A 24,103-nucleotide genomic window follows, 5' to 3' on the forward strand; every position below is an offset into this window, starting at 1 on the left:
ATAATTCCATGGCCACTCTGGCGCTTTCAGTTGCCGGACAGTTTGTCGGCGGCGTGCTGGGCGGCCCGATCGGCGCGACCATCGGCCGGGCGCTGGGCGCGCTGGCGGGCAGCGCGGTCGACAATGCCCTGTTCGGCGACCGAACCTCCGCCGAGGCGCCGCTGTTCGATGTGCGGCTGAGCGGGTCGAGCGAGGGTGCGCCCATACCGCGGCTTTATGGCTGGGGTCGTCTATCGGGCAATATCATCTGGGGGCGCGAATTGCTGCGGCACGTGTCGGAAACGGCGGGCGCCAAGGGCATGTCCCAGCCCGGTGAAACCAGTGAAGAAATCCTCGCCAGTTTTGCGCTGGGCCTCTGCGAAGGGCCTGTTGCGCGCATGGGGCGAATCTGGGCCGATGGCCAATTGCTCGATACAGCCGGGCTCACACTGCGCTTCTATCAGGGCGACGAGCAGCAAATGCCCGATAGCCTGATTGAGGCCATCCAGGGGGGCGGCAATGCGCCGGCCTATCGTGGCCTCTGCTATCTCGTGGTGGAGAATCTGCCGCTGAGCCGCTTCGGCAATCGCATTCCGCAATTGTCGGTTGAGGTGTGCCGCGTGGTGGGAGAACTTGAACCGGCCATTCGTGCCGTCACCGTCATCCCCGGGGCCACCGAATTCGGCTATGACCCGGTGCCCCGCGTCCGGATGACGGGGCCGGGCGAGGGCATCAGCGAAAACGCACACCTGCTGGCCGGTGTCAGCGACTGGACCTGGTCCATCGACGAGCTGGTGGCGCTCTGTCCCAATCTTGAGCACGTGGCGCTGGTGGTCAGCTGGTTCGGCTCGGACCTGCGCTGTGCGTCCTGCGATATCGGCCCCCGCGTCGAAGGCGCGGCGCGAACCATCGAAGGCACGACCTGGCAGGTCGGCGATCGCCTGCGCAGCGACGTGCCGGTGGTGTCGAGCCATGGCGGTGGACCTGCCTATGGTGGGACGCCTTCGGACGGGGCGGTGCTGGCCGCCATCGCCGATCTCAAGGCACGGGGTCTCAAGGTGACGCTCTATCCGCTCATGCTGATGGATGTGCCCCAGGCCAATGGACTGCCGGACCCCTATGGCGCAGGAGAGCAGGGGGCCTATCCCTGGCGGGGGCGCATCACCTGCCATCCCGCGCCCGGTCAGCCCGGCTCTCCCGACGGGACCGCAGCTGCCGCCCTGCAGGTGGCGGCTTTCGTACCGGGCTACCGGGCCATGGTGCTCCACTATGCCCATCTCGCAATGACGGCTGGTGGCGTCGACGCGCTGCTGATTGGCTCGGAAATGCGGGGCCTGACGCAGGTGCGCGGCCCATCCGACAGTTTTCCGTTCGTGGCCGCCCTGGTCGCGCTGGCCGCGGAGGTGCGTGGCATTGTCGGCACGCAAACCCAACTCACCTACGCGGCCGACTGGAGCGAATATTCCGGCTACCAGCAGGACGGCGCCAAGATCTTTCATCTCGACCCGCTCTGGTCCTCGCCCCATATCGACGCGATCGGCATCGACAATTACATGCCCTTGAGCGACTGGCGCGATGGCGAAGACCATGCCGACGCAAACGCAGCGCCAACCGCTTATGACCTCGATTACCTGCAAGGCAATATAGTGGGCGGGGAGGGGTTCGACTGGTTCTATGAGAGCGAAGGCGAGCGCCGGGCGCAACGGCGCCACCCCATCACCGACGGCGCCCATGGGGAAAGCTGGATCTGGCGCTACAAGGACCTGCACGCGTTCTGGAGCCAGGCGCACCATGACCGGCCCGGTGGCATCCGCAAGGCGACGCCGACGGCATGGGTGCCAAGATCCAAGCCGATCTGGCTCACCGAACTGGGCTGTGGCGCGGTCGACAAGGGCGCAAACCAGCCCAATATCTTCGGCGATGACAAAAGCGCCGAGGACGGACGGCCGCACTTTTCGAGCGGACTGCCCGATGCGCTGATCCAGCGGCAATTGCTGCGGGCCCATCACCGCCACTGGTCCGATTCGACGCATAATCCGGCCGGCATGGTCGATCCGGCTCGGATCTATTGCTGGACCTGGGATGCCCGGCCCTATCCGGCGTTTCCAGCCCTGGACCAGGTCTGGTCGGATGGGCCCAATCACCGCACCGGCCATTGGCTGACCGGCCGGCTTGGCGCGCTTGCCAGCGACGAACTGGTAGAAGCCATCGCTTTCGATCATGGTGTCTCGGTGAAGGCGACACCCAACGCGCCGCTCGTAAGTGGCTTCGTCATCCATGGGCCGGGCACCGCGCGGCAGGCCATCGAGCCGATTCTCGAACTGACCGGGCAAAATCTGGTGGCCCGCGATGGACAGTTACATTGCGTCGTCGCCGGAGGCGGCCCAGTGGAAGCGATCGCACCCGATGTCCTTGCGGCCATTGATGCCCCGATCACCTCCCGGCGCCGGGGTAACGCCATAGAACAGCCCGGCCGACTGGCGCTGGGGCATCTGGACCGCGAACGCGATTACCTTTCCGCCAATGCCACAGCCCTGCGCCCGGGAGACGGCATGCTGGTGTCGGAGAGCCTGCCAGTCGTGCTCGACGGCGCCTCTGCCCGGCGGGCGGCCGAACGCCTGCTGGACCGTCGCGCCAAGGATGCCGACCGGATCGATTTCGCGCTGCCGCCCAGCTCTGTTCACCTCCAGCCGGGCGACCGGATCGCGCTCGAAGGCGTGGTGGAAGGTCCCTTCGAAATTTCTGAAATACGCGATGGTGCCGTGCGGCGGATCACGGCCGTGAGCGTGCCGCGTCGCGACGCGGTGGCGAGCAATGTCGACCGCCCACATGGCGGATTTGGCGCGCCGTTGCCCGAGGTCAGACCGGTCATCGTGACCATGCATCTGCCACCGCTGCCCGAGGATGCGGGCCGAACACGGTTGCTCGTCGGGGCCTATGCCAAGCCTTGGCCCAGCAGCGTACGCGTCAACGATGAGCACAGGGGTGCCGGGCTGGCGGACCTGACGCAGCCGCTGGTGATGGGTGCGACGCTCTCGGCATTGCCGCCAGGGCCCCCATCGGTGTGGGATCGCGGCAATACGCTGTTGATCGAACTGGCTGCCGGGCATGTGTCAGACAGCACCGAGCTTGCCACGCTGGGCGGCGCCAACCGCATCGCCGTCGAGAACGACGGCGGCGGCTGGGAGGTCATCGGCTTCGCGCAGGCCGAACTGGTCGCGCCAAGGCAATATCGGCTGACCCGGCTGCTGCGTGGGCTGGAGGGGACCGATATGCAGATCCTGGGGACATCAGCGGGTCGCCGCGTGGTGGTGCTCGACGGGCACAGTGCGATGGTGCCCATCGATGCGCACAGGATCGGCGAAACCCGCATGCTCAGGGTCTATGCCGGTATCCGGGACGCCGGGGGACAAGCTGTTCTGCTCACCCCCGAGGCTGGGCCGGCCCTGCCGCTGGCACCGGTGCACCTGCGCGCGGCGCGCAGGGACGACGGAACGATCGTGTTCAGCTGGACACGACGCAGCCGTGCAGACGGCGACGGTTGGGGGCTGGCCGAGCCGCCACTCGAGCATGTGCCGGAACAATGGAGAGTGGGCATCCACAACGCGGGCATGCCGGTGCGCACCATCGAAACATCGTCGATTGCCGCCGCCTATAGCCATGCGGAGCAACTGACGGACTTTGGCGCGCCGGCAGGCCCTTTCACCTTTTCAGTCGCGCAGGTCAGCCCGGTCCTGGGGCCCGGCCATGCGGCATGGAGATCATTTCATGACTGACGATCGCTTCACCCCTTGCCTGGATCATGTGCTGCGCCACGAGGGGGGCTATGTGGACCATCCGGCCGATCCGGGCGGGGCCACCAACATGGGTATAACCCGCAAAACATTGGCGCGCTGGCGCAACGTTTCGCCGTGGTGGAACCTGCCCAAGGAAGCGGTCAAGGCACTGACCCGGGCAGAAGCGGCGCGCATTTATCGGGCGCAATACTGGGAGCCGTGCCGGGCCGGGGACCTGCCAATCGGCCTTGACCTTGCGCTGTTCGATTATGCGGTCAATTCCGGGCACAATCGAGCGATCCGCGCCTTGCAGGCGGTGCTGGGAGTGGTCGTGGATGGGGTCGTCGGCCCCCTCACCCTCGGCGCTGCGTCTCGGGCAGACGTGGCGCGAACCATAAATGGCCTCTGCGACGCCCGGTTGGGCTTTCTTCGGCGCCTCGCGATCTATGCCACGTTCGGGCGCGGCTGGAGCAGCCGCGTCGCAGCCATCCGCGCCGCAGCCCTGGCGCTTGCACCCAAATCTTCCGCACGTCCAAAAGGAGACACGCCGATGGATATCCTGTCCGGCTACAAGACCTATATCGTCGCAGCGCTGATGCTGCTGGCGGGCATCGCCCAGATCCTGGGCATTGAAATCCCTGCGCTCGAGGGCACGTCGAGCGGCAACATGGTGCTCGAAGCCTTGGCCATCGTCTTCCTGCGTCGAGGGCTGAAGGCCGAAATCGCCAAGGCCTGATTTGCGCGGCGTATGGGTTCCGTGCAGGATATGCCCGTCATCGGCATGGAACCCGCAGGCCCAGCCAAAAGTTTTGCGCTGCCTCATTCATGTCCCATTCAGCTAGCAGGCGCTATTCATCGGCCCATGAAAACGAACGCTCCCAAACCTTCTGCTTCCATCGCGCTGGCCCTGGCCCTGGCTATCGCTCTCACGGGCACCGGTTCGGCGCAGGCGCAAGCCTGTCTCGACAAGCGCCAGATTCAGGAAGCGGTGGCCTCGGGGCAGATCATGTCCCTCGATGCTGTGTTGGCCTCTGCGGGCGTCGATCCCAGCGCGGAAATTCTAAACGTGCAGGTTTGCGACCAGGGTGGGGCGCTGGTTTATGTGATCGGCGTGCTGGCGCCGGACGGTCAGGCGCAGAACCTCACACTGAACGCACAATAGAAAAAAGGCCGGCGGGGGCAGGGCAATGCGAATTCTGGTCGTTGAAGACGATGTCAATCTCAACCGTCAGCTCAAGGATGCGCTGACTGAAGCCGGTTACGCCGTCGATGTGGCCTTCGACGGGGAGGAGGGACACTTCCTCGGCGACACTGAACCCTATGACGCGGTTATTCTCGATATTGGCCTACCGCAGATGGATGGCCTATCCGTGCTCGAGGAGTGGCGTCGCGCCGGGCGCACCACGCCGGTGCTGCTGCTGACGGCCCGTGATCGCTGGAGCGACAAGGTCCAGGGCATCGATGCCGGTGCGGACGATTATGTCGCCAAGCCTTTCCACATGGAGGAAGTGCTCGCCCGCGTTCGCGCGCTCGTGCGTCGTGCCGCCGGCCATGCGAGCAACGAGATCGTCTGTGGTCCGGTGCGCCTCGATGCACGCTCCGGCCGCGTGACGGTGGACGGCCAGGCCGTCAAGCTCACGAGCCATGAATTGCGCCTGCTCAGCTATATGATGCATCACAAGGGCAAGGTGATCTCGCGCACCGAACTGACCGAGCATCTCTACGATCAGGATTTCGACCGCGACAGCAACACTATCGAAGTGTTCGTCGGAAGGCTGCGTAAGAAGCTGCCGGAAGATTGCATCCAGACCGTTCGGGGGCTGGGCTATCAGATCGTCGGGGATTGAGCATCTGATGGTGCCGGTGCCCGGGGGGCGCGCCCATGTTGCGTAAGGGGTCCATCGCCGCATCGCTGTTCTGGCTGTCTGCCGGCTGGCTCATCCTGGCGCTGGTGACGACCGGCGTGCTGCTGACCGACCTATATTCGCGCGCGCTCGACACCACCCTGACCCAGACACTGGACTTCCACGTCGAAAGCCTGACCGGCGCCCTGCTGGAAAAACGCGATCCACAAAGTCCGGAGATTGCGCTGGCCGATCCGCGGTTCGAGCGGCCACGCTCGGGGTGGTACTGGATCATTCGCGACGGATCGGGGCGGCTCGTCAACCTCTCCACCTCCGTGGTGGGCATCGACCTGCAGGCGGTGGGCGCTGCTGCCGACGCGATGGGCCGCAGCACCGAGATCATCAATGATCCCTTCGGCACCCAATTGCGCATGGTCGAGCGCGTCGTCACCCTGGGCGACGATAGCTACCGCATCACGGTGGCGGGCAATCTCACCGAAATCCTCAAGCTGGTCGATGATTTCCGCGGCCAGGCCTTTATCGTACTCGGCGCCGTGGGCATCATGCTGGCCGTGATGAGCGCCATCGTCGCACGCATCGCCATGCGACCCATCGCGCGGCTGAGCGCAGCCGTGGAGGCGGTGCGGGAGGGCGACAGCGCAGAGGTCTCTGGGAGTTATCCGACCGAGATTGCTCCGCTGGCGGAGGAGGTCAACGAGCTGCTCCGCTCCAATGCCCAGATTATCGAGCGGGCACGCAATCAGGTGGGCAATCTTGCCCATGGGCTTAAGACCCCACTGGCCGTGCTGCGCAACGAATCAAAGGCGAGCCAGGGCGGGCTGGCCGACGTGGTCTCGACCGAGACCGAAAAGATGAGCAGCATGGTATCGGCCTATCTGGAGCGGGCGCGGCTGGCGGCGCGAACCTCGGTCGTGGGAAAGAAGGCCGACGCCGACAAGATCATGCAGCGGCTGGTGCGGGTCATGGGCAAGATCCACCCTGACGTCACTCTCGACTTTCACCGACCCGAAGCGTCCCTGCCTTGGTTCCGGGGCGACGAGGCGGACCTCGAAGAAATTGCCGGCAATCTGCTCGACAATGCCTGCAAGTGGTCGAAAGGCCAGGTGGGCGTGACCCTTGCCGCCGAAACGGGGGGCAGGGGCAACCAGTTACTGGTTCGCATCGAGGACAACGGGCCAGGGCTTTCGGAAGACGATGCCCGCAAAGTGTTGCGCCGCGGCGTCAGGTTGGACGAGAAAACGCCTGGAACGGGCCTTGGTCTGGATATCGTCAAGGAACTGGTTGATGTCTATGGCGGAAGTCTGGAATTGAAGCGGTCGCAATTGGGCGGCCTGCTGGTGGAGCTGCGCCTGCCGACGGCCAGACTGGGCAGTCCGGCGCGCCCCCCGACGCTCTGACGCACTTTCGCCGCAATACGACAACACTTACCGTTTCGACCGCAAAACAAGGCCAAACAGATGAACCGTTCGACGCTCCTTGCTCTTCCGATCCTTGCCCTGGCGCTTGCCGGCTGCTCCAGCACCGGTACGACGACGACGAATGTGGCACAGGCTCCCGTCCAGGCGCAGCCGGTCATCGCCCAGCCGATGATGCCCAGCACGGCTCAGACCGTTCAGACCGCCCGTCTGACCACCAGCATCGCCAATGGCTTCGTCGATCCGGCCGCGCTGACCCGCATGACGGCCAAGGATTCCAACGAGGCCAATAGCGCGCAGTTCTACGCCCTCCAGTTCGGCCGTCCCGGCGCCCCGCGCCAATGGGCAGGCGATGCCGGCACCACCGGCTCGGTCGCCGTGGGCCCCTATGTCCGCGTGAACAATCTCGATTGTCGGGACTTCACCCACACCGTCAAGCTTGGCGGCACCGACTACGTCCGCAAGGGCACGGCCTGCCGCGAGCAGAACGGCAACTGGAACGTGGTGCAGGGCGCAGCCTGACCTTAAGAGCGCGATCCGAAAAGGATTGTTTACCGCACAGCTGTAGGGTCGATGGTGACGTCGACCCTATACTGAGCCCTGATGAGCCAGCCCGCCCCCATTATCGCTGCCGCTGCACCCCCTGCCGTCAGGGCATCGGCGCGCTCTGTACTGGCCGCCGGCAAGCCTTTTTGCGGGATGATCGACCCGATCCTTGTCGACGAGCCGATCCATTTCGCCTTTGCAGGATCAGTGGTGCGCGAGGGTGCCAACGCCGCCTGGACCTGGGTGACGCGCGATCTCTGTCCCGACCTCATTTCCCAGGATGGCCTCAATTCGGGCAGCCTCAGGGCCGCCGAGCTCGAGCCTGCCATGCCCGAAATTCTGCTGCGGGCCAAAAAGGCGGTCGACGCGGTGGACCGCGACCATGACGCCATGCGGCGCTTTCGGGCGCAGTTCGGCCGCGACAATGCTCGCGACGAGCTGACGGTCGTGCTGGCCGGCCTGCGGGCGCGGTCGCTTTTGCTTAAGGCCCAGAGCTTCGGCAAGGCAGTCAATTCCATTGCCGAGGACGGCGCCCTTGGCGTCGCGCTGCAGTCCATGCCGCTCAATGACGCCCAGATGGCAGCCCTGCTGTTCCATGCGGCTGCGGGCCAGGTCGCCAATCCGACCAGACTGATTTCGTCAGTTATAAAGCTCACTGGCAATGCCCGTGAGGGCGCCATTTCTCGCGCCGGCTTTGCGCCCCTCATCGATGCCTATCTCGCCCATGCGCAAAACCAGCTGCACAATTTGCAACTGGCCGGGCCCTTTGCAGATATCGACATGGCGTGTCGCAGCCTCGACCGCTTTCACCGGCTCGTGCGCGCGCTCACCGGATATGTCGAGTTCGAGCGCGGCAGCCGCGCCACCCAAATTTTGGCAAGCATTACCAAGCTGGTCTCGGACCGGGTCGAGCCCCGGCTCAAGGAAGTCGTCACCGATCTCAACCAGGCCATGCGGCGCCCTCGTGAAGGCGGAGACCGCATCGACAATGACCGCATGCTAGCGGCGATGAACGGGATGTACCTTCTCTCGGCCGTCAGGGATTGCCGCGATTCCCTCGCGCTCAATGCCGTTCTCGACCAGGTGTGGAGCCAGGCAGGGCAGGCTCTGGAAATGCACATCCAGCGTAATCTCGATCTGGCGCGGCAGCTGCCTGGCGACCCGTTGACCGGCCAGCGGCTCGACGCAGCGATCAAAATGGCCGAAGTGCGCTTCAACAGCGAATACGCCGAGACGCTGAAACGCGCGCGTCTCGCCGCCGAACGACGCAACTAGCGGCTGTCCCCAAGATCGGCTGTTTTCGCTGAGATGGCGCGCCCCTGATCCCGCACGGTTACAGCAAGCTCGGGCAAAGCCAGATCCGATTGCACCAGCGCAATTGCATGGTCACCCAAGGCGCGCAGCACCACGCCAACCGAATGGGTCGGACCGACCATATCGGAATTGCGGTAGATGAGGGCGCCTGTGCTGAGCCGCCGGGTTTCCGAGGGAATAATCCGCATGAGGGTCGCATCACCGCCATAGCGGCCCGAAAGGTAGGTTGGAACCTCGTCGGCTGGCGGCACGTCCCCATTGGTCGATTTGCGTTCGGCGGTCCCTCCACCCAGCGACACCAGGGCAACCCGTTCCTGTGCCACGATGCCCGCAGCATCTTCCGGCACGAGGCCGAGCGCTATGCCGGCCACCACATCGGTGATGTCCAATGCTTGTGCCGCATCGGCAAGGGAGGGGGTGCCTGATCTGCGCTTGTGGCCGAAAAGGTTCGCCAGGTGACGACGCGCAGGACGCGGTCGCGCCATCAGACGCTCGGCGTCGAGATAGGCTGGAGCGCCGTCATGATGCGGACTGACCGGCAGAGGGCCATCGGCGCTTTCGTGGAGAACATCGATCACGGGATCGGTCACCGGCTTGCGCGTCCGGCCAAGCAGGTGGTCGACGGCGTCGCGGCCGCTTTCGATACAGCCGCGGCGGGTAAAGTAGCCGGCAGCGCTGCCGGCCAGGGCAATGCCGTCGATGTTTCCGACGGGTTCAAGACGATGGCGCAATGACTGCCAGAGGCTGGAGCCGCCAGCCATGTGCCAAAGGGACAGGTCCGGCTGCCAGCCGCCGCAGACAATAAGCGCGTCCGCCGAGAGCGGATCGGTGTTCGGACCTGTCGGCGTGACGACAAGGTTCCTGCCTCGCCTTGACGGGCTGACCATCTCTACCGAAGTGGCCGGCATCTGGATCATGCCATAGGCGCGGCTGAAGGCGATAAAGCGCGAGCTGGCTGTCGCTCTCGCTTCGAGGATGCGAGGAATTGCGATACCCGCATCGCTTGCCTGCATGGCTAGGCGGTAGGCTGCGCTGCTGGTGGTGGCAAAAAGCGCCGAACGGCCGCACCAGATCCCGTAGTGGGAGGCCAGACCATGGGCATCGAGCGTGCCCATGACCCCCGGAAGCCGATTGCCGTCGAAGACAGGCAGCAATTCGCGCGAGCCGGTGGCAAGCACGATATGACGGGCCCGTACATCGATCACGCTCCCACGGGGCAGCTCGGCCCTGTGGACACGCACAAGGCCTGAGTGGACCGCGAAAGCTTCGCTGCCCACCATGACCGCGATTCCGTCGCTGGCAGAAATGGCAGTGCGCAGTCGGTCGATGTCGGCTTGCGGCGAGTGCTCGTCATCCTGTCGGCCGAAAAGGCCTGAATGGCCGCCCAATTGCCGAGACCTTTCGACCAAGAGTACGGAAAGCCCGGACTTCGCTGCCACAAGCGCGGCCTCCATGCCGGAAACGCCGCCGCCCACCACGATAAGATCGACCGGCTCTGCCGCGACCGCTTCGGCGCCGAGCCAAGGCCGGTTGGCGTCGCGCGAAAGCGTCACATCGACGCCAAGCGACCGGCCAGCAGGAAGAAACCGGGAAAAGGGATATCGACGCGCCGCGCCAAGCGTCACGAAGTCAGCGCCGTCAACTGCGGGAGTGCGATCCATCGGCAGATAGTCGAGCGGTTGTGATGCCGCCCCAGCGGGCTGGATTGCAGGGGCGGTCCGGGTCGTAAGGCCGACCGGCCAGTCTCCCTCACCCAATGTATCGACGCCGGAGGCCAGGACTGCACTCAGGACAGTATCCCCGACAAAGCCTGAGATCCGTCGGCCATCGAGGCGGAAAGCAATAGGCTGCGAACGATCGATGGCAGCGCCGGCGAATGCTCCGGCCTGCTCGGCGGGCAGGCGATTGACCCTGTCCTTCATGACGCGGAGATCCCGGGGGCGGATGCGAATTCGCTGACGAGATTGGTCGAGACATCACGTGTGATCAGCCTTCTGCCAAACCATTCCGCCTCATGCGTCTTTGCTTCACCGGCCAGCCAGCGGGCCAGGGCCGGCGCGAGGAAAGCGCCGATCGAACCCGTATTGGCAATAACGTCCGCACCGGCTTTCGCGACCCGTCCAAAGGTTGGTGCGCCGTCGCTCGTGGCCAATTGCTGGAACATGGACTGCCCCACCCGGCTGGCGAGGGTACCACCAAGTATGGCCTCCAGCTGCCGCCTGGCTTTGCTGAAATCGCCCGGCCCGTGAAGCGCAATGCCGCCTTCAGTTTGCTGATGAACATAAAGGCCAAGGCCGATGTCCAGAAGAACTGGGGTGGGCAAGGGCCTAAGGGGCGCAGTCATCAGTGCCACGGCAGGGCGTCGCTGAAGCAGCGCCGGCCATTGCCCCGGCGGCAAGTGTGCGATGATGGATTGGTCGTCGGCCAGAACGGCCTGCCGGGCCATGCGCTCCTCGCCACGAACGATGACGCGCACGGAGCCATCCTCATCGACGAAAACGCTCTCTGCTGCAATGCGCTCGACGCCAACCTTGTCGTTCCACGCGTCGAGGCCTGGTTCGATCCAGCTACTTTGGAGGCAGACGGCATCTCGAAAGGCCACGCCCACATGGTTGGAGGGAAGTCGCGCAGGCGCAGTCGGCTCGGTGGCGATGCCAAATTCCATGGCCATGTGCCGGATATGAGACAACGCCTCCTCGGCTCTGGGGGTGCTGGCGGTCAGAATCGGATCGATGCGGCGAAAGGCGCCTCGCCCCACGATGCGTGCAAGAAGGCGAAGTGTTTCAGCGGTGCCCTCGCTCAACAGCGACCAGGTTTCCGGCCGCGTGATCGGCGCTGCGGAAAGGTCCATCGAGCGCTCGAGCCGGTAGCTGGCCTGGCTTGCTCCGATAAAGAGGACCCGCCGCTTATGCGTTCCTGCAAGTAGTCCCGCCACCAGCCGTGCGAGGGAGTTGGAACCGATGACGGCAAAGTCGGCGATCGGATTGTTCATGCGGCGCATCGGCCTGCGGCGAGCGGTCCCTGTGGCAATGCGTCCGAGGTTTCACGCTCTGTTTTGGTGGTTTTTCGCCGCATTCGGCTTATAGAGAACCCTGCCTTGTCGCGCGAAGCACACGAGCATCTGGGGCCGATGATTTTCTGGTCGATCGCCATAGCCATCACTGTAATTGCCTGCGCCGTGTTGTTTTACGCGGCAGCCGGGCGCGGGGTCAACGCGACCGAGCCGCAAACAGAAGATGCCAACAGCCATTTCCGCTTGCTCCTTGCCGGGATCGATGCCGACCTTGCAAGTGGCAAGCTTGAGGCTGACCAGGCGTTGGCCGCCAAGGCTGAGCTGGCAAGGGAAATGCTGCGGTCCAAAGGCAGAATGGCCGGCGCACAGGGTCGGGATCTCGGCCGTGGGCTGCAACTGGCGGGCCTGGCCGGCGTTGCCGCCATCGCGTTCGGCTTTTATGCGATCCTGGGTAGTCCTGACATGCCTGCGCAGCCGCTCGCGGAACGGCCCGAAATCGTCGCACAAAGCATCAGCCTGGGCGATGCCATCGCCCAGATCGAAGCCCGGCTTGCCGAGACCCCGGACGATGTTCGTGGCTGGACGGTCATCGCCCCGGCTTACGTGGAAACGGGTCGCTATGGCGATGCCGTCAACGCCTACCGGCAGGTGCTGGCGCTTTCGGCGCCCAGCGCTGAGGTCGAAACCGATCTGGCTGAGGCCCTTCTCCTGGATGCTGGCGGCAGCGGCTCCGACGAGGCGCTCGATCTCCTGCGGAATGTTGCAGCGACCGATCCTGCCAATGTGCGAGCGCGGCTCTATCTCGCTGCCGAAGCCATGCGCACCGGCGATTACGAAACGGCCGGCACGTATTGGCGAGAGGCCATAGGGCTGGCCGGCGGAGATGAGCCATGGCTGGCGGCGGCGCGCGAGGGGCTGGCTGTTGCCGAGGCCGGTGGCACCGACAATCTTGCGGGCCAGCAGGCCGAAATGATCCAGTCCATGGTGGGTGGTCTCGCTGGGCGCCTTGCGGCAGAGGGCGGAAGCGTCGAGGAATGGACGCAATTGGTCCAGTCCTACATCGTGCTGGGCGATCTCGAAGAAGCGCAATCGGCCTATGACGCCGCAATTGCGGCCTATCCCGCCGCGTTCGATCGTGGTGAACTCGATACGCTCGCGCTGAGCGCGGGCCTGACCTTGAATGGAGGAACGCAGTGACCGTTCAGGCCGCCGCCCGCCGCAAAGGCATGACCCGCAAGCAGAAGCGCCTCACCATCATTGCCGGACTGGCGGTCGTCGTTATGATCGCCACCGGGCTCGTGCTGTTCGCGCTTCGCGACCAGATCCTGTTCTTCTACTCTCCCAGTGACGTGGTGGCGCGGGAGGTGGCGGCCGGCCAGCCGATCCGCCTGGGTGGCCTGGTCAAGGAAGCAAGCTGGACCCGCGCCGGGCAGGACAACACCTTCACCATCACCGATGGCGGGCAGGAAATCGTCGCCGTCTACCGGGGCATCCTGCCTGACCTGTTTCGCGAAGGGCAGGGCGTGGTGGCCGAAGGCAGCATGAACGACGATGGACAGTTCATGGCCAGCAACGTGCTGGCCAAGCACGACGAAAACTATATTCCGCGCGAAGTGGTGGACGCCCTCAAGGCCCAAGGCGAATGGCGTCCGGAGGGTGCCGGGCAGTGAGCATCGAGCTTGGCCATTTCGCTCTGATCCTGGCTTTTGCCATTGCCTTGGTTTCTGCGCTTGGGGGGCTATTGCTCTGGCGTCGCGGGGAGCGGCTCGCCATGATGCTGGGGCAGGCGGCTATCCTGCAGTTCGTCCTGGTGGCGCTGGCCTTCGCGGCCATCACCAATGCCTTCATCGTCTCCGATTTCAGCGTCGCGCTGGTGGCCAATCATTCCCACTCGCTCAAGCCGCTGATCTTCAAGATCTCCGGGGTCTGGGGGAACCATGAAGGCTCGATGCTGCTGTGGATTCTCATCCTTGTGCTGTTCGGGGCCATGGTCGCCGCCTTCGGGCGATCGCTGCCAGCCGACCTTGCCAATCTGGTTCTGGGGGCCCAGGGCCTGTTGACTGCAGCCTTTGCCGGCTTCACGCTGGTGACTTCAAATCCTTTCGAGCGGCTAGCCGCGCCCCCGCTCGAGGGCGCGGACCTCAATCCGATCCTGCAGGATATCGGCCTCGCCATTCACCCGCCGCTGCTCTATGCCGGCTATGTCGGCTTCTCGATCTGCTTTTCATTTGCCGTGGCGGCGCTGATTTCGGGACGCATCGACCAGGCCTGGGCTCGCTGGGTCCGGCCCTGGACCATGCTGAGCTGGGTCTTTCTGACGCTGGGCATCGCCATGGGCTCCTACTGGGCCTATTACGAACTCGGCTGGGGCGGCTGGTGGTTCTGGGACCCGGTGGAAAATGCCAGCTTCATGCCCTGGCTTGCCGGCACCGCCCTGCTGCATTCGGCCCTGGTGATGGAAAAGCGGAATGCGCTCAAGATCTGGACAGTGTTCCTGGCGATCATCACCTTTTCGCTCTCGCTTCTGGGCACCTTCCTAGTTCGTTCCGGCATCCTGACATCGGTGCATACCTTCGCCAGCGACCCAACGCGGGGTCTGGTGATCCTCTCGATCCTCGGCGTGCTGATTGGCGGCGCGTTCCTGCTGTTCGCCATGCGGGCCCCGGCTTTGCGTCAGGGCGGCCTGTTCGCGCCGATCAGCCGGGAAGGCGCGCTGATCCTCAACAATCTGTTCCTGGCCACGGCCATCGGCGCTGTTCTCGTGGGCACGCTCTATCCACTTCTGCTCGATGCCCTGACCGGCACGACCATTTCCGTGGGCGCGCCGTTCTTCGACTTCACCTTCGGCGCGCTGATGGCGCCCTTGCTGCTGGTTTTGCCTTTCGGTCCGCTTCTGGCATGGAAGCGCGCCGATCTCGTCGCCGCCGGCCAGCGCCTTCTGGGCATGGCCGGCCTTGCAGTGTTTCTGACGGTTTTGATTTCTGCCCTGGGCGGGGTGTCCATTTCTCTCGTGCCGCTCGGCCTCTTGCTCGGCTTCTGGGTCAGCCTGGGATCGGTGGCGGAGCTGATCGAACGCTCTCGGCTGGGCCGCATCCCGCTGGGCGACAGCCTGCGACGTCTCGTCGGCTTGCCCAAGAGCATCTGGTCCACGGCCATAGGCCATCTTGGGCTCGGGCTGACGGTTCTGGGCATCGTCTCGGTAACGGCTTGGGAAACTGAGCTCGTGACCACGCTCAACCCAGGCGAAACGGCCGAGCTGGCGGGGTATCAGATCGCTTTCGACAGTTTCGAGGAAATCCCAGGGCCGAATTACATGGCTGATACCGGCATCTTCACCGTTACGGCGCCGGGCGGGCAGACGGCAAGGCTGGACGCGGAGCGGCGGATCTACGTGGCGAGTGGAACGCCGACGACGGAGGCGGCGATCCAGACCTATGGCCTTTCCCAGCTCTATCTTCAGCTCGGCGAGCCGCTCGACGACACACATGTCATTCGCGTCTGGCACAAGCCCTATATTCTCTTGATCTGGATTGGCTGTCTCGTCATGTCCGGCGCCGGCGTCTTGTCGCTGACCGATCGGCGGCTGCGGATCGGGGCTCCGCAACGCGCCAGACGGGTGACGCCGGAGGCCGCTGAATGAATTGGCGCACCCTCGTCCTGTGCTTCCTTTTGCTCTTGCCCGGCCCCGTCGGCGCCGTCGGCCCGGATGAAATCCTACCCGATCCCGCACTCGAGGCGCGGGCGCGCGAATTATCGGCCGGCTTGCGGTGCCTTGTCTGCCAGAACCAGTCGATCGACGACAGCGATGCCGATCTGGCGCGGGACCTGCGCCTACTGGTCCGGGAGCGCCTGATTGCCGGCGACAGCAACGATGAGGTCGAGCAGTATATCGTCGACCGTTATGGCGAGTATGTGCTGCTCAACCCCCGCATGGGTCCACACACGATCCTGCTGTGGATCGCCGCGCCGGGCCTGCTGGCGGCAGGACTTTTCGGCCTGTGGCTGGCCGGTCGCCGGAAGACGCCGGCTGCTTCCTCCAGTCTCTCCGCGGAGGAGCAGGCGGCGCTCGATGAGCTTGCCGACACCGATCGGTAACAAACCGGTCGCAATCTCGCCTGCAACATTGCCAAAGCTTAATGTCGGCGCAACTTCACAGAAAGGCGCGTCGTTCCATATGTACGGCACAAGCTGTTGAGAGCTTATTCGAAGGAGACTGGTTCCCATGCGTTCGACTCTACTCTCGCGTACAAGTCGTTGGCTCGGCGCCTCGGCGCTGGCGCTTCTGGTCGGCGTGGGCGGTGTGTCCACCGCTTTCGTGATGACCGGCCAAGCCGCCAACGCGCAGGTTCAGAACGCCGCGCAGATCGTCGTGCCCCAGACCTCGGTGCAGCAGGGATTCGCTGACCTGGTCGAGGCGGTCAAGCCCGCGGTCGTATCCATCCGCGTCGAAGCTGAAGCACCTGGCCGTACTGTCCAGCGCGGCGGCCGCGACTTCAATTTCGAGTTTAATTTCCCCGATCTGCCCGAGGATCACCCATTCCGCGACTTCTTTGACCAGTTCGGTGGTCCCGGCGGCCAGGGTCGCCCTGATGGCGGTGAGCCGCGCCCGCGCCAGTTCATGGCAGCCGGGTCGGGCTTCATCATCTCCGAAGATGGCTATGTGGTCACCAATAACCACGTCGTTGAGGACGCCACCAAAGTCACCGTCGTATTCGATGACGGTCGCGAGCAGGTCGCTGAAATCATCGGCACCGACGAGCGCACCGACCTCGCCGTGCTCAAGATCGAGGGTGACGATCTGCCTTTCGTGACCTTTGAAGAAGAAGCCAGCCGCGTGGGCGACTGGGTGGTAGCCGTGGGTAACCCGTTCGGCCTTGGCGGCACCGTCACGGTCGGCGTCATCTCCGGTTCGGGCCGCAATATCGGCGGTTCCAGCTATGGCGACTTCCTGCAGATCGACGCTGCCGTCAACACCGGCAATTCCGGCGGTCCGGCCTTCAACAGCAATGGTGAAGTGGTGGGCGTCAATACCGCCATCTATTCGCCCAACGGCGGCAATGTCGGCATCGCCTTTGCCATCCCGGCACGGACTGTCCAGCAGATCGTGACCCAGCTGATCGAGGATGGCTCGGTGACCCGCGGCTATCTTGGCGTCTCCATCCAGGACGTCAGCCGCGACATCGCCGACGGCGTGGGTCTGCCCAATGCTCGTGGCGCTATCGTTCGCGAACCGACTGAAGATGGCCCCGCCGGCGCTGCCGGTGTCCGCTCGGGTGACATCATTCTCAAGGTCGATGGCGACCAGATCGATGATGCTCTCGACCTGAGCCGCACCATCGCCGGCAAGGCGCCCGACTCCACCGTCGAGCTGACCATCTGGCGCGACGGCGCTGAAACCACTGTCTCGGTACAGCTGGTCCAGCTGGACGAGACCGCACAGGCCCAGCCCGACCAGACCGCTCCGACCCCGCCCCAGGCCCTGCCTGAGGCCACGACGAGCCTCGGCATGACGCTTGTGCCCAATGGCGATGGCTCGGGCGGTCTTCTGGTCCAGAACGTCGAGCAGGACAGTGTGGCTGGCCAGCGCGGCATCGCCACCGGCGACGTGGTGCTCGAAGTCGACAACAAGGTAGTCCAGACTGCCGGCGATTTCGATCAGGCCATTGCCGGCGTCAATGAAAAGGGCCTCAATACGGCCCTGGTCAAGGTGTCCCGCGACGGTGAAGCCCGCTTCATCGGCCTGCCGATCACCGAGTAAACTGGATCGGCCCCGGAGTTTTCGCTCCGGGGCCGCTTCGAAAGGAGCGTCGGGTCTTGAAGATTTTGCTGATCGAGGATGATCGGGAGGCGGCAAGCTATCTTGTCCAGGCGCTGGATGAGGCCGGGCATGTCACCCACCATGCCGCCGACGGTGAAACCGGTTACGCCATGGCCTCCGGCATGGATTACGATGTGCTTGTGGTCGATCGCATGCTGCCCCGCAGGGATGGCCTCTCTATCGTCGAAAGCCTGCGCGCCGAAGACGACAAGACACCGGTGCTGATCCTGTCCGCCCTTGGCGAAGTCGATGATCGCGTGACCGGCCTCCGGGCAGGCGGGGACGATTATCTCACCAAGCCCTACGCCTTTACGGAATTGCTGGCGCGTATCGAGGTTCTCGCGCGGCGGTCAAGCCCGGCGGAAGCAGCGACCAGCTATTCGGTGGCGGGCCTCACGCTGGACCGGCTCAGCCGCAAGGTCGAACGCGACGGCGAAGCGATATTGCTGCAGCCGCGCGAATTTCGCCTGCTAGAATATCTGATGAAGCATGCCGGCAAGGTCGTCACCCGCACCATGCTGCTGGAAAATGTCTGGGATTATCACTTCGATCCCCAGACCAACGTCATCGACGTGCACATGTCCCGGTTACGCTCGAAGATCGACAAGGGCCACGCCATTCCCCTGCTGCATACCGTCCGCGGGGCTGGATATATGATCAGGGAATAGGCCGTGAGCCGCTTTGCCCAGGTCTGGCGCACATCCACCGTTCGCCTGACAGCCACCTTCATTGCCATCTTCAGCGTGTTCGCAATCTTGCTGATGGCCTTCATCGGCTGGCAGTCGAGCATTCAGATCCAGCGTCAGCAGACCGACGACATTGATCGTGAAGTGCGCCTGTTCCAACGGATCGAGGCCATGCAGGGCATTCGAGCGCTTGCTTTTTCGGTCAACCGGCTGTCAACACAACCCGGTCCTGGTCTTTATTTTCTCGGCGATGCCTCCGGCCTGATGCTGCTGGGCAATGTCAGCGATGTCCCCCCTGAGGTTCTTATCGAGCCAGGGATCTACAGTTTCGATTACGAAAGGCCCAATCCCTGGGGCGATGACGCTTCCGGGCCTGATGCTCCGCGCCGCTCTGGCGTGGCTGTGGTCCGATCCGTTGAGCTCAGCAATGGCATGCGTCTGGTTGTCGGCCGCGACGTTGTCGAACGCCGAGGTTATTCCGCCATCATCCTGCAAAGTTTTCTGCTCGGAGTTGCCGGCATCATTCTGTTTTCTACAATTGCCGGCGGCATTACCGCGCGCCGGGTGCTGCGACGGATCGATACGATCCGCGATACCTCCACCAAGATCATGTCGGGCAACCTTTCCGAGCGTGTTCCTGTCACGCGACGCAACGATGAGTTCGACGGGCTGGCTACCAACCTCAACGCCATGCTGGACCGTATCGAGCAGTTGCTGCAGGGACTCAAGGAGGTGACCGACAATGTCGCGCACGACCTCAAGACGCCGTTGACTCGACTGCGCAGCAAGGCCGAGGCGGCGCTACGCGACACTGCCAGCGACGAGGCCCGCCAGGAGGCGCTGGAGGTCGTGATCGACGAAAGCGACAGATTGATCCGTACCTTCAATGCTTTGCTGATGATTGCCCGGGTAGAGGCTGGAGCCCCCTCCGGGGCTTTGTCTGACATCAATATCAGCGACATCGTCGCCGATGTGGCTGAGCTTTACGGCCCCGTTGCCGAAGATGCCGAGATCGACGTCACCGCCGAGATCGAGATGGACGTGACCCTCAAGGCCAACCGTGAGCTCATCGGGCAGGCCATGGTGAACCTTCTGGAAAACGCCATCAAATACGCTCGCCCTGATGATGGTGCGCGCGGCCGGATCAGTGTCGGCTTGAAGCGCAGCGCCGACACTGTACAGATCGTTGTCGCCGATAATGGTCCCGGTATTCCTGAAGCCGATCGCAAGCGCGTGCTGGAGCGGTTTGTCCGCCTTGAGCAAAGCCGCTCCGAACCCGGCTCGGGTCTTGGCCTGGCATTGGTCAACGCCGTGGCGCGGCTCCATGGGGGGCAGTTCCGCATAGAAGATAATGAGCCGGGCGTAAGAGCGGTCCTCGAACTGCCCTCAGGCTGACGCGCTGCCTTGTCGGTTGGCCGAGTGCAAGCTATCCCTCTGACATGAGCACCCTTCTCGCGCCCTTGCCGCCGATTTCCCACCCGCAATTCGATCGCCTGCTGCACGAAGTGTCCGAAGATGCGGCGTCGGCTTTTCGCCAAGCCTCGGCACTTCTGGGCACCCTGCTGGAATCGGCGCCCTATTTGCTCGGCCTGGCCAGGGAGCATGCGGAATGGCTCGCCGATCTCCTTGAAGGCGACATTGACGGCGTCTTTGCCGAAGTCCTGGCCGAGGTGACGACTTCCGGGCGTGAAGACGATGAAAATGATGTTGCCCGGGTCCTGCGCCTTGCCAAGGGACGCACGGCGCTTCTCGCGGCTTTGGCGGAAACTGGCGGCGTCTGGACGACAGCTCGTGCGACCGAGGCCCTGTCCGATCTTGCCGATGCCGCCCTTGAGGCCTGTCTTGATCTGCTGATGCGTCAGGCCGCCGAGAAGGGCCAGCTGGCCATTCCAGCGGAACAGGCGAGGGCGGCTCATTCGGGCCTTGCCCTCTTCGCATTGGGCAAGCATGGCGGCCGTGAGCTCAATTATTCCTCCGACATCGACATCGTCGCCTTTTTCGATCCGCAGAAGCCTGTCCTTACGGACCCTTCCGAAGCCACCAAGATCTATTCGCGCATGGTGCAGAAGCTGGTGGCGCTGATGGAGGATCAGCAGCTTGGCGGCTATGTCTTCCGCACCGATCTTCGGCTGCGGCCCGATCCGGGTTCCACCCCCGTCGCTTTGTCCGTCGATGCCGCCATTGCCTATTACGAGGTGCGCGGACAGAATTGGGAACGGGCCGCCTGGATAAAGGCGCGCCCCTGTGCCGGCGACAGGCAGGTCGGCAATGCCTTCATCAAGGAACTAGCGCCCTATGTCTGGCGCAAGCATCTCGACTTCGCGACCATTGCCGACATCCAGGCGATGAAGCGACAGATCAATGTCTCAAAGAAGGTGGGCGACATCCGCGTCGAGGGCCACAACGTCAAGCTGGGTCGCGGCGGCATTCGTGAAATCGAGTTCTTCGCTCAGACCCAGCAATTGATCGCCGGCGGCCGGGACAAGGCGCTCCGCGTCCGGCCGACGGCAGAAGCCCTTGCAGCCTTGGCGGAGGCCAGCTGGATTACCCCCTTGGCTTGCGAGGAGCTGACCGGCACCTATTGGTATCTGCGCGCGGTGGAAAACCGGCTGCAGATGCTGCGCGACGAGCAGACCCACATCATGCCTGACACGCCAGAAGGGGTGTCGGTCATCGGTCGGCTGATGGGCGAGGCAGATTGCCTTCGTTTCGAACAGGATTATCGGAACGCTCTCGAGCTGGTCGCTCGCTATTACGCTGAATTGTTCACCGAGGGCGAAACGCTTGGCTCGGGAGAAGGCAATCTGGTCTTTACCGGCAGCGACGACGACCCGGGTACGCTGGAAACGCTGACCGTGATGGGCTTTTCCGATGCCCATCGGGCGATCGAGATCGTGCGCAAATGGCATTATGGTAGCTATGCCGCCACACGAACGTCCGCTGCTAGGGCGCATTTGACCGAACTTCTTCCAGCCTTGCTCAAGACTCTGTCGCTCACCGGCAATGCCGACGCGGCCTTGGCGCGGATGGACGATTTTCTCTCTCGCCTGCCCGCAGGCGTGCAACTCTTTGCCTTGTTACGCAACCATGAGCAATTACGTCGGCTCCTGGTGCAATTCATGGCCTCAGCGCCGCGCATGGCAGAGGCTGTGATCCATCGGGCTCACGTGGTTGATGGCCTGATTGATCCCGCTTTCGCGGACGACGTGACACACCGCGATATCCTCGTCGCCAAGGTGGACGCATTTCTGTCCGATGCCCGTTCCTATGAGGAATTGATCGACCGGGCCCGCATTATCGGCCAGGAACAAAAATTCCTGATTGCTGCCGGACTTTTATCCGGCACGGTCAGCGCCCAAGCTGCGGGAGAGCAGTTCACCGCGCTGGCGGAAACCTTGTTGCATCGTCTGTTTGACAAAGTTCAGGACGAATTCGCCCAGCGCCACGGACGCATAGACGGAGCCGAAGTGGCACTCCTCGCCTTCGGCAAGATGGCCAGTGGCGAGATGACCTTTACCTCGGATCTCGATTTCATCCTGCTCTATGAGGCCCCAGACACCGAATCTGACGGCGAGCGCAGCCTCTCGACCCCTCATTATTTCGCCCGGCTGACACAGCGCTTGGTCGCGGCCATTTCTGCGCCGACGGCTGAGGGCGTGCTCTACGATGCCGATATGCGACTGCGACCCTCGGGCAATGCCGGTCCGCTGGCGACGAGCCTTTCGGGCTTTCGCGCCTACCACAAGGACAATGCCTGGACTTGGGAGCATCTCGCCCTCAGCAGGGCCCGTGTCGTCGCCGCCACGGGCGGACTTGCTGCCAAGGTGGACGCAGAGATCGCTCAGATCATGCAGCGGAAACGCGATGCCAAAAAGACAGTAGAGGATGTAGTGGCCATGCGCGCGTTGATGGCTCGTGAGCGCAAGCCGCGCCATCCCTTCGATCTCAAGCTGGCCTCTGGTGGGTTGGTGGACCTCGAATTCATCGCGCAATCGGCACAGCTGGTGGCGGGCGAGAGGATTGCTCTGCCCCAGGCTGGCACCCATAAGGTTCTGGCGCGCTTGGGCGAAATCGGACTTGTGACCCAAGGTCAGCGTTTGGCGCAAATCCATGATGTCTACGCCACAATTTTGCAGGTGATGAGTTCTGCCCTGTTAAGCCCGTTCAAGGATGACGCCTGGCCCCCCGCGTTTCGAGATCTTCTGGCACAGCTGGCCCACTACCCCGATTTCGAGCGTCTGGCTCTAGACGTCGAGCAGATGCGGGGCGAAGTCGCAGAAGCAGCGTCGGCGTGGTATGAGACCGCGTCAGCTCTGGGCTAGGCGGCGAGTTCTGCGGCGGCCGGCTCGGTCGGCAACGAGATTGCCACTGTCGTGCCAAGGGACGGGGCGGAATCGATCACCAAATGTCCGCCGCTCTGCTCGGCGATCGCCCGGGCGATGGAGATGCCCAGGCCCGGGCCGTGGCCGTCTCGCGTAAAGGTGGCGTCGCCCAGCGCAAACGGCTGGCTGAGGCTGGCAAGGCGTTCCTCGCTCATGCCGATACCGGTATCGCTGATCTCGATGACGACGCCATCCTCGGCGGCATAGGTGGTCAGGGCAATCGTGCCGCCGGTATGGGTGAAGCGGATGGCGTTGTCGACCATGTTGCCCACCATGCGCACGAGGCCGAGCCGATCGCCACGCAACACCGCGCCTGTCGGGGCGCCGATCTTGAACCGCAAGCCGGCGCGGGTGATCTGGTTCTGAAAACGACGCACGACGCTGTCGATCACTTCGTCCACCAGCACGATGTCCTGCCGAAGCGCTTTCTGGCCGCCCTCTAGCTCGACGAGGTCGAGGATAGTGGCGAAGGAATGCAGCAGGTGCTGACCGGACGTCTTTATGGACTGGACATAGTCTCGGTAGCGTTCGTCGCCCAATTGCCCATAGGTTTCGTGTTCCATCAGTTCGGCGAAGCCGATGATGTGGTTGAGCGGGGTGCGGATATCATGGCTGACATGGGCGAGGAAATTCGTCTTCGCTCGGTTGGCGGCTTCGGCCTTCAGCTTTTCTTCGTGATACTGGCGGGCCAGCTTGCGCTGTTCCTCGCGGATGGTGGCCAGCGCGGCCTCGGTGCGCTGGCGCTCGACTTCGCGCCTGGCTTGATCGGGATCCTGGCCATCGCGACGCCGCGAGGCGGTCAAAGTGATGAAGCCGGCAAGGGTGAAAGCGATCATGCCGCGACCGGCGAGGCCGGCAAGGGTGTTTTCCTCGGCTACTTGGGGTGTCGCGAGAGCCGGGCGGTCCTCGCCGAACATGGCGGCACGGGAAATGGCAATGAAACTGTCTGAAAATTCAATGGGATGGGTCCCGGTTGCGGTCACGAATGACGGCGGAGCCAGGGTCTGGGAGATGTCATAGGTCACGAAGAGGGCGGCGGAGAGGAAGGCAGTGGCGGCAACGACCAGACTGATCTGGGGAAAGCGCTTTGCTGCTTGGTCCTTGCCGGCGCGGAATCCAAGTGCGCCGGCGTCGGAAACCTCCGACGTCCGCATGAAATTCTCCATTCTTGAAAGGGGTTTAGCCCCCAAACCCAATCTTGCCCTTAATAAGCTATGAATCAGGTTGGGGGGCTTTGTCCAGACCGCCGAACGACCCCAAAATGGCCTCGGCGGAAAAAGCGGAGTCAGCTGAATCACTTAGCGGCGAA

At 63.7% G+C, this 24,103-nt stretch carries 18 protein-coding genes; 15 read left to right on the top strand and 3 right to left on the bottom strand.

Annotation, left to right across the window (positions count from 1 at the left end; genetic code table 11):
- The first annotated feature begins 8 nt into the window (after window positions 1-8).
- The 7 genes from VE26_RS03175 (at window position 9) to VE26_RS03205 (ending at window position 8,856) form a co-directional block, all read left to right on the top strand.
- Complete coding sequence (locus tag VE26_RS03175; RefSeq protein ID WP_046103735.1) at window positions 9-3,755, top strand: baseplate multidomain protein megatron; 3,747 nt, start codon at window positions 9-11, stop codon at window positions 3,753-3,755.
- Window positions 3,748-4,491, top strand: a complete 744-nt coding sequence (locus VE26_RS03180) for a glycoside hydrolase family 108 protein (protein WP_046103736.1) — start codon at window positions 3,748-3,750, stop codon at window positions 4,489-4,491. The genes VE26_RS03175 and VE26_RS03180 overlap by 8 nt, the downstream gene beginning before the upstream one ends.
- Window positions 4,492-4,617: 126 nt before the next feature.
- Window positions 4,618-4,917: a hypothetical protein gene (locus VE26_RS03185; RefSeq protein WP_084619903.1), complete on the top strand. Its 300-nt coding sequence runs from the start codon at window positions 4,618-4,620 to the stop codon at window positions 4,915-4,917.
- A gap of 25 nt (window positions 4,918-4,942) precedes the next feature.
- Window positions 4,943-5,602, top strand: coding sequence for a response regulator transcription factor (locus tag VE26_RS03190; RefSeq protein WP_046103737.1), 660 nt, complete (start codon window positions 4,943-4,945; stop codon window positions 5,600-5,602).
- A gap of 35 nt (window positions 5,603-5,637) precedes the next feature.
- Entirely contained in the window at window positions 5,638-7,017 is a 1,380-nt protein-coding gene (locus tag VE26_RS03195) for a sensor histidine kinase (protein WP_046103738.1), read from the top strand.
- Window positions 7,018-7,077: 60 nt separating this feature from the next.
- Window positions 7,078-7,557: an RT0821/Lpp0805 family surface protein gene (locus tag VE26_RS16960; protein WP_052715626.1), complete on the top strand. Its 480-nt coding sequence runs from the start codon at window positions 7,078-7,080 to the stop codon at window positions 7,555-7,557.
- Window positions 7,558-7,638: 81 nt separating this feature from the next.
- Window positions 7,639-8,856 (top strand): hypothetical protein, encoded by a 1,218-nt coding sequence (locus VE26_RS03205; RefSeq protein WP_152658694.1) that lies wholly within the window; start codon window positions 7,639-7,641, stop codon window positions 8,854-8,856.
- On the opposite strand, the gene VE26_RS03210 is transcribed toward VE26_RS03205, so the two are convergent.
- Together VE26_RS03210 and VE26_RS03215 are read right to left on the bottom strand one after the other, a co-directional pair.
- Window positions 8,853-10,817, bottom strand: a complete 1,965-nt coding sequence (locus tag VE26_RS03210; protein ID WP_046103740.1) for an FAD-dependent oxidoreductase — start codon at window positions 10,815-10,817, stop codon at window positions 8,853-8,855. The two genes, VE26_RS03205 and VE26_RS03210, sit on opposite strands and share 4 nt — an antisense overlap.
- Entirely contained in the window at window positions 10,814-11,887 is a 1,074-nt protein-coding gene (locus VE26_RS03215) for an FAD-binding oxidoreductase/lyase (RefSeq protein WP_152658695.1), read from the bottom strand. The genes VE26_RS03210 and VE26_RS03215 overlap by 4 nt, the downstream gene beginning before the upstream one ends.
- Before the next feature lie 105 nt (window positions 11,888-11,992).
- Between VE26_RS03215 and ccmI the strand changes: the two genes are divergently transcribed.
- From ccmI to VE26_RS03255, 8 genes are all read left to right on the top strand, one after another.
- Window positions 11,993-13,105 carry a c-type cytochrome biogenesis protein CcmI gene (gene ccmI, locus VE26_RS03220; protein WP_152658696.1) on the top strand — a complete coding sequence of 371 codons (1,113 nt, stop codon included), beginning with the start codon at window positions 11,993-11,995 and terminating at the stop codon, window positions 13,103-13,105.
- Window positions 13,106-13,134: 29 nt separating this feature from the next.
- Complete coding sequence (gene ccmE / locus VE26_RS03225; RefSeq protein WP_046104954.1) at window positions 13,135-13,578, top strand: cytochrome c maturation protein CcmE; 444 nt, start codon at window positions 13,135-13,137, stop codon at window positions 13,576-13,578.
- Window positions 13,575-15,548 carry a heme lyase CcmF/NrfE family subunit gene (locus VE26_RS03230; protein ID WP_046103743.1) on the top strand — a complete coding sequence of 658 codons (1,974 nt, stop codon included), beginning with the start codon at window positions 13,575-13,577 and terminating at the stop codon, window positions 15,546-15,548. Before ccmE ends, VE26_RS03230 begins: the two co-directional genes overlap by 4 nt.
- Window positions 15,545-16,003: a cytochrome c-type biogenesis protein gene (locus VE26_RS03235; RefSeq protein WP_046103744.1), complete on the top strand. Its 459-nt coding sequence runs from the start codon at window positions 15,545-15,547 to the stop codon at window positions 16,001-16,003. Before VE26_RS03230 ends, VE26_RS03235 begins: the two co-directional genes overlap by 4 nt.
- Before the next feature lie 127 nt (window positions 16,004-16,130).
- A complete protein-coding gene (locus VE26_RS03240; protein ID WP_046103745.1) occupies window positions 16,131-17,666 on the top strand; it encodes a Do family serine endopeptidase in 1,536 nt (511 codons plus the stop codon).
- A gap of 56 nt (window positions 17,667-17,722) precedes the next feature.
- Window positions 17,723-18,394 (top strand): response regulator transcription factor, encoded by a 672-nt coding sequence (locus VE26_RS03245; protein ID WP_046103746.1) that lies wholly within the window; start codon window positions 17,723-17,725, stop codon window positions 18,392-18,394.
- Between the two features lie 3 nt (window positions 18,395-18,397).
- Entirely contained in the window at window positions 18,398-19,807 is a 1,410-nt protein-coding gene (locus VE26_RS03250; RefSeq protein WP_046103747.1) for a sensor histidine kinase, read from the top strand.
- A 44-nt stretch (window positions 19,808-19,851) separates the two neighbouring features.
- A complete protein-coding gene (locus tag VE26_RS03255) occupies window positions 19,852-22,734 on the top strand; it encodes a bifunctional [glutamine synthetase] adenylyltransferase/[glutamine synthetase]-adenylyl-L-tyrosine phosphorylase (RefSeq protein ID WP_046103748.1) in 2,883 nt (960 codons plus the stop codon).
- Here the strand turns inward: VE26_RS03255 and VE26_RS03260 are convergent.
- Window positions 22,731-23,948: a sensor histidine kinase gene (locus VE26_RS03260; RefSeq protein ID WP_160297788.1), complete on the bottom strand. Its 1,218-nt coding sequence runs from the start codon at window positions 23,946-23,948 to the stop codon at window positions 22,731-22,733. The two genes, VE26_RS03255 and VE26_RS03260, sit on opposite strands and share 4 nt — an antisense overlap.
- Window positions 23,949-24,103: the final 155 nt, after the last annotated feature.

Source organism: Devosia chinhatensis (assembly GCF_000969445.1).
Classification (GTDB): Bacteria; Pseudomonadota; Alphaproteobacteria; order Rhizobiales; family Devosiaceae; genus Devosia; species Devosia chinhatensis.

Coding starts and splice junctions, on each gene's coding strand:
- VE26_RS03175 (WP_046103735.1), top strand. CDS start 9: ATGGCCACTCTGGCGCTTTCAGTTGCCGGACAGTTTGTCGGCGGCGTG.
- VE26_RS03180 (WP_046103736.1), top strand. CDS start 3,748: ATGACTGACGATCGCTTCACCCCTTGCCTGGATCATGTGCTGCGCCAC.
- VE26_RS03185 (WP_084619903.1), top strand. CDS start 4,618: ATGAAAACGAACGCTCCCAAACCTTCTGCTTCCATCGCGCTGGCCCTG.
- VE26_RS03190 (WP_046103737.1), top strand. CDS start 4,943: ATGCGAATTCTGGTCGTTGAAGACGATGTCAATCTCAACCGTCAGCTC.
- VE26_RS03195 (WP_046103738.1), top strand. CDS start 5,638: ATGTTGCGTAAGGGGTCCATCGCCGCATCGCTGTTCTGGCTGTCTGCC.
- VE26_RS16960 (WP_052715626.1), top strand. CDS start 7,078: ATGAACCGTTCGACGCTCCTTGCTCTTCCGATCCTTGCCCTGGCGCTT.
- VE26_RS03205 (WP_152658694.1), top strand. CDS start 7,639: ATGAGCCAGCCCGCCCCCATTATCGCTGCCGCTGCACCCCCTGCCGTC.
- VE26_RS03210 (WP_046103740.1), bottom strand. CDS start 10,817: ATGAAGGACAGGGTCAATCGCCTGCCCGCCGAGCAGGCCGGAGCATTC.
- VE26_RS03215 (WP_152658695.1), bottom strand. CDS start 11,887: ATGAACAATCCGATCGCCGACTTTGCCGTCATCGGTTCCAACTCCCTC.
- ccmE (WP_046104954.1), top strand. CDS start 13,135: ATGACCCGCAAGCAGAAGCGCCTCACCATCATTGCCGGACTGGCGGTC.
- VE26_RS03235 (WP_046103744.1), top strand. CDS start 15,545: ATGAATTGGCGCACCCTCGTCCTGTGCTTCCTTTTGCTCTTGCCCGGC.
- VE26_RS03240 (WP_046103745.1), top strand. CDS start 16,131: ATGCGTTCGACTCTACTCTCGCGTACAAGTCGTTGGCTCGGCGCCTCG.
- VE26_RS03255 (WP_046103748.1), top strand. CDS start 19,852: ATGAGCACCCTTCTCGCGCCCTTGCCGCCGATTTCCCACCCGCAATTC.
- VE26_RS03260 (WP_160297788.1), bottom strand. CDS start 23,948: ATGCGGACGTCGGAGGTTTCCGACGCCGGCGCACTTGGATTCCGCGCC.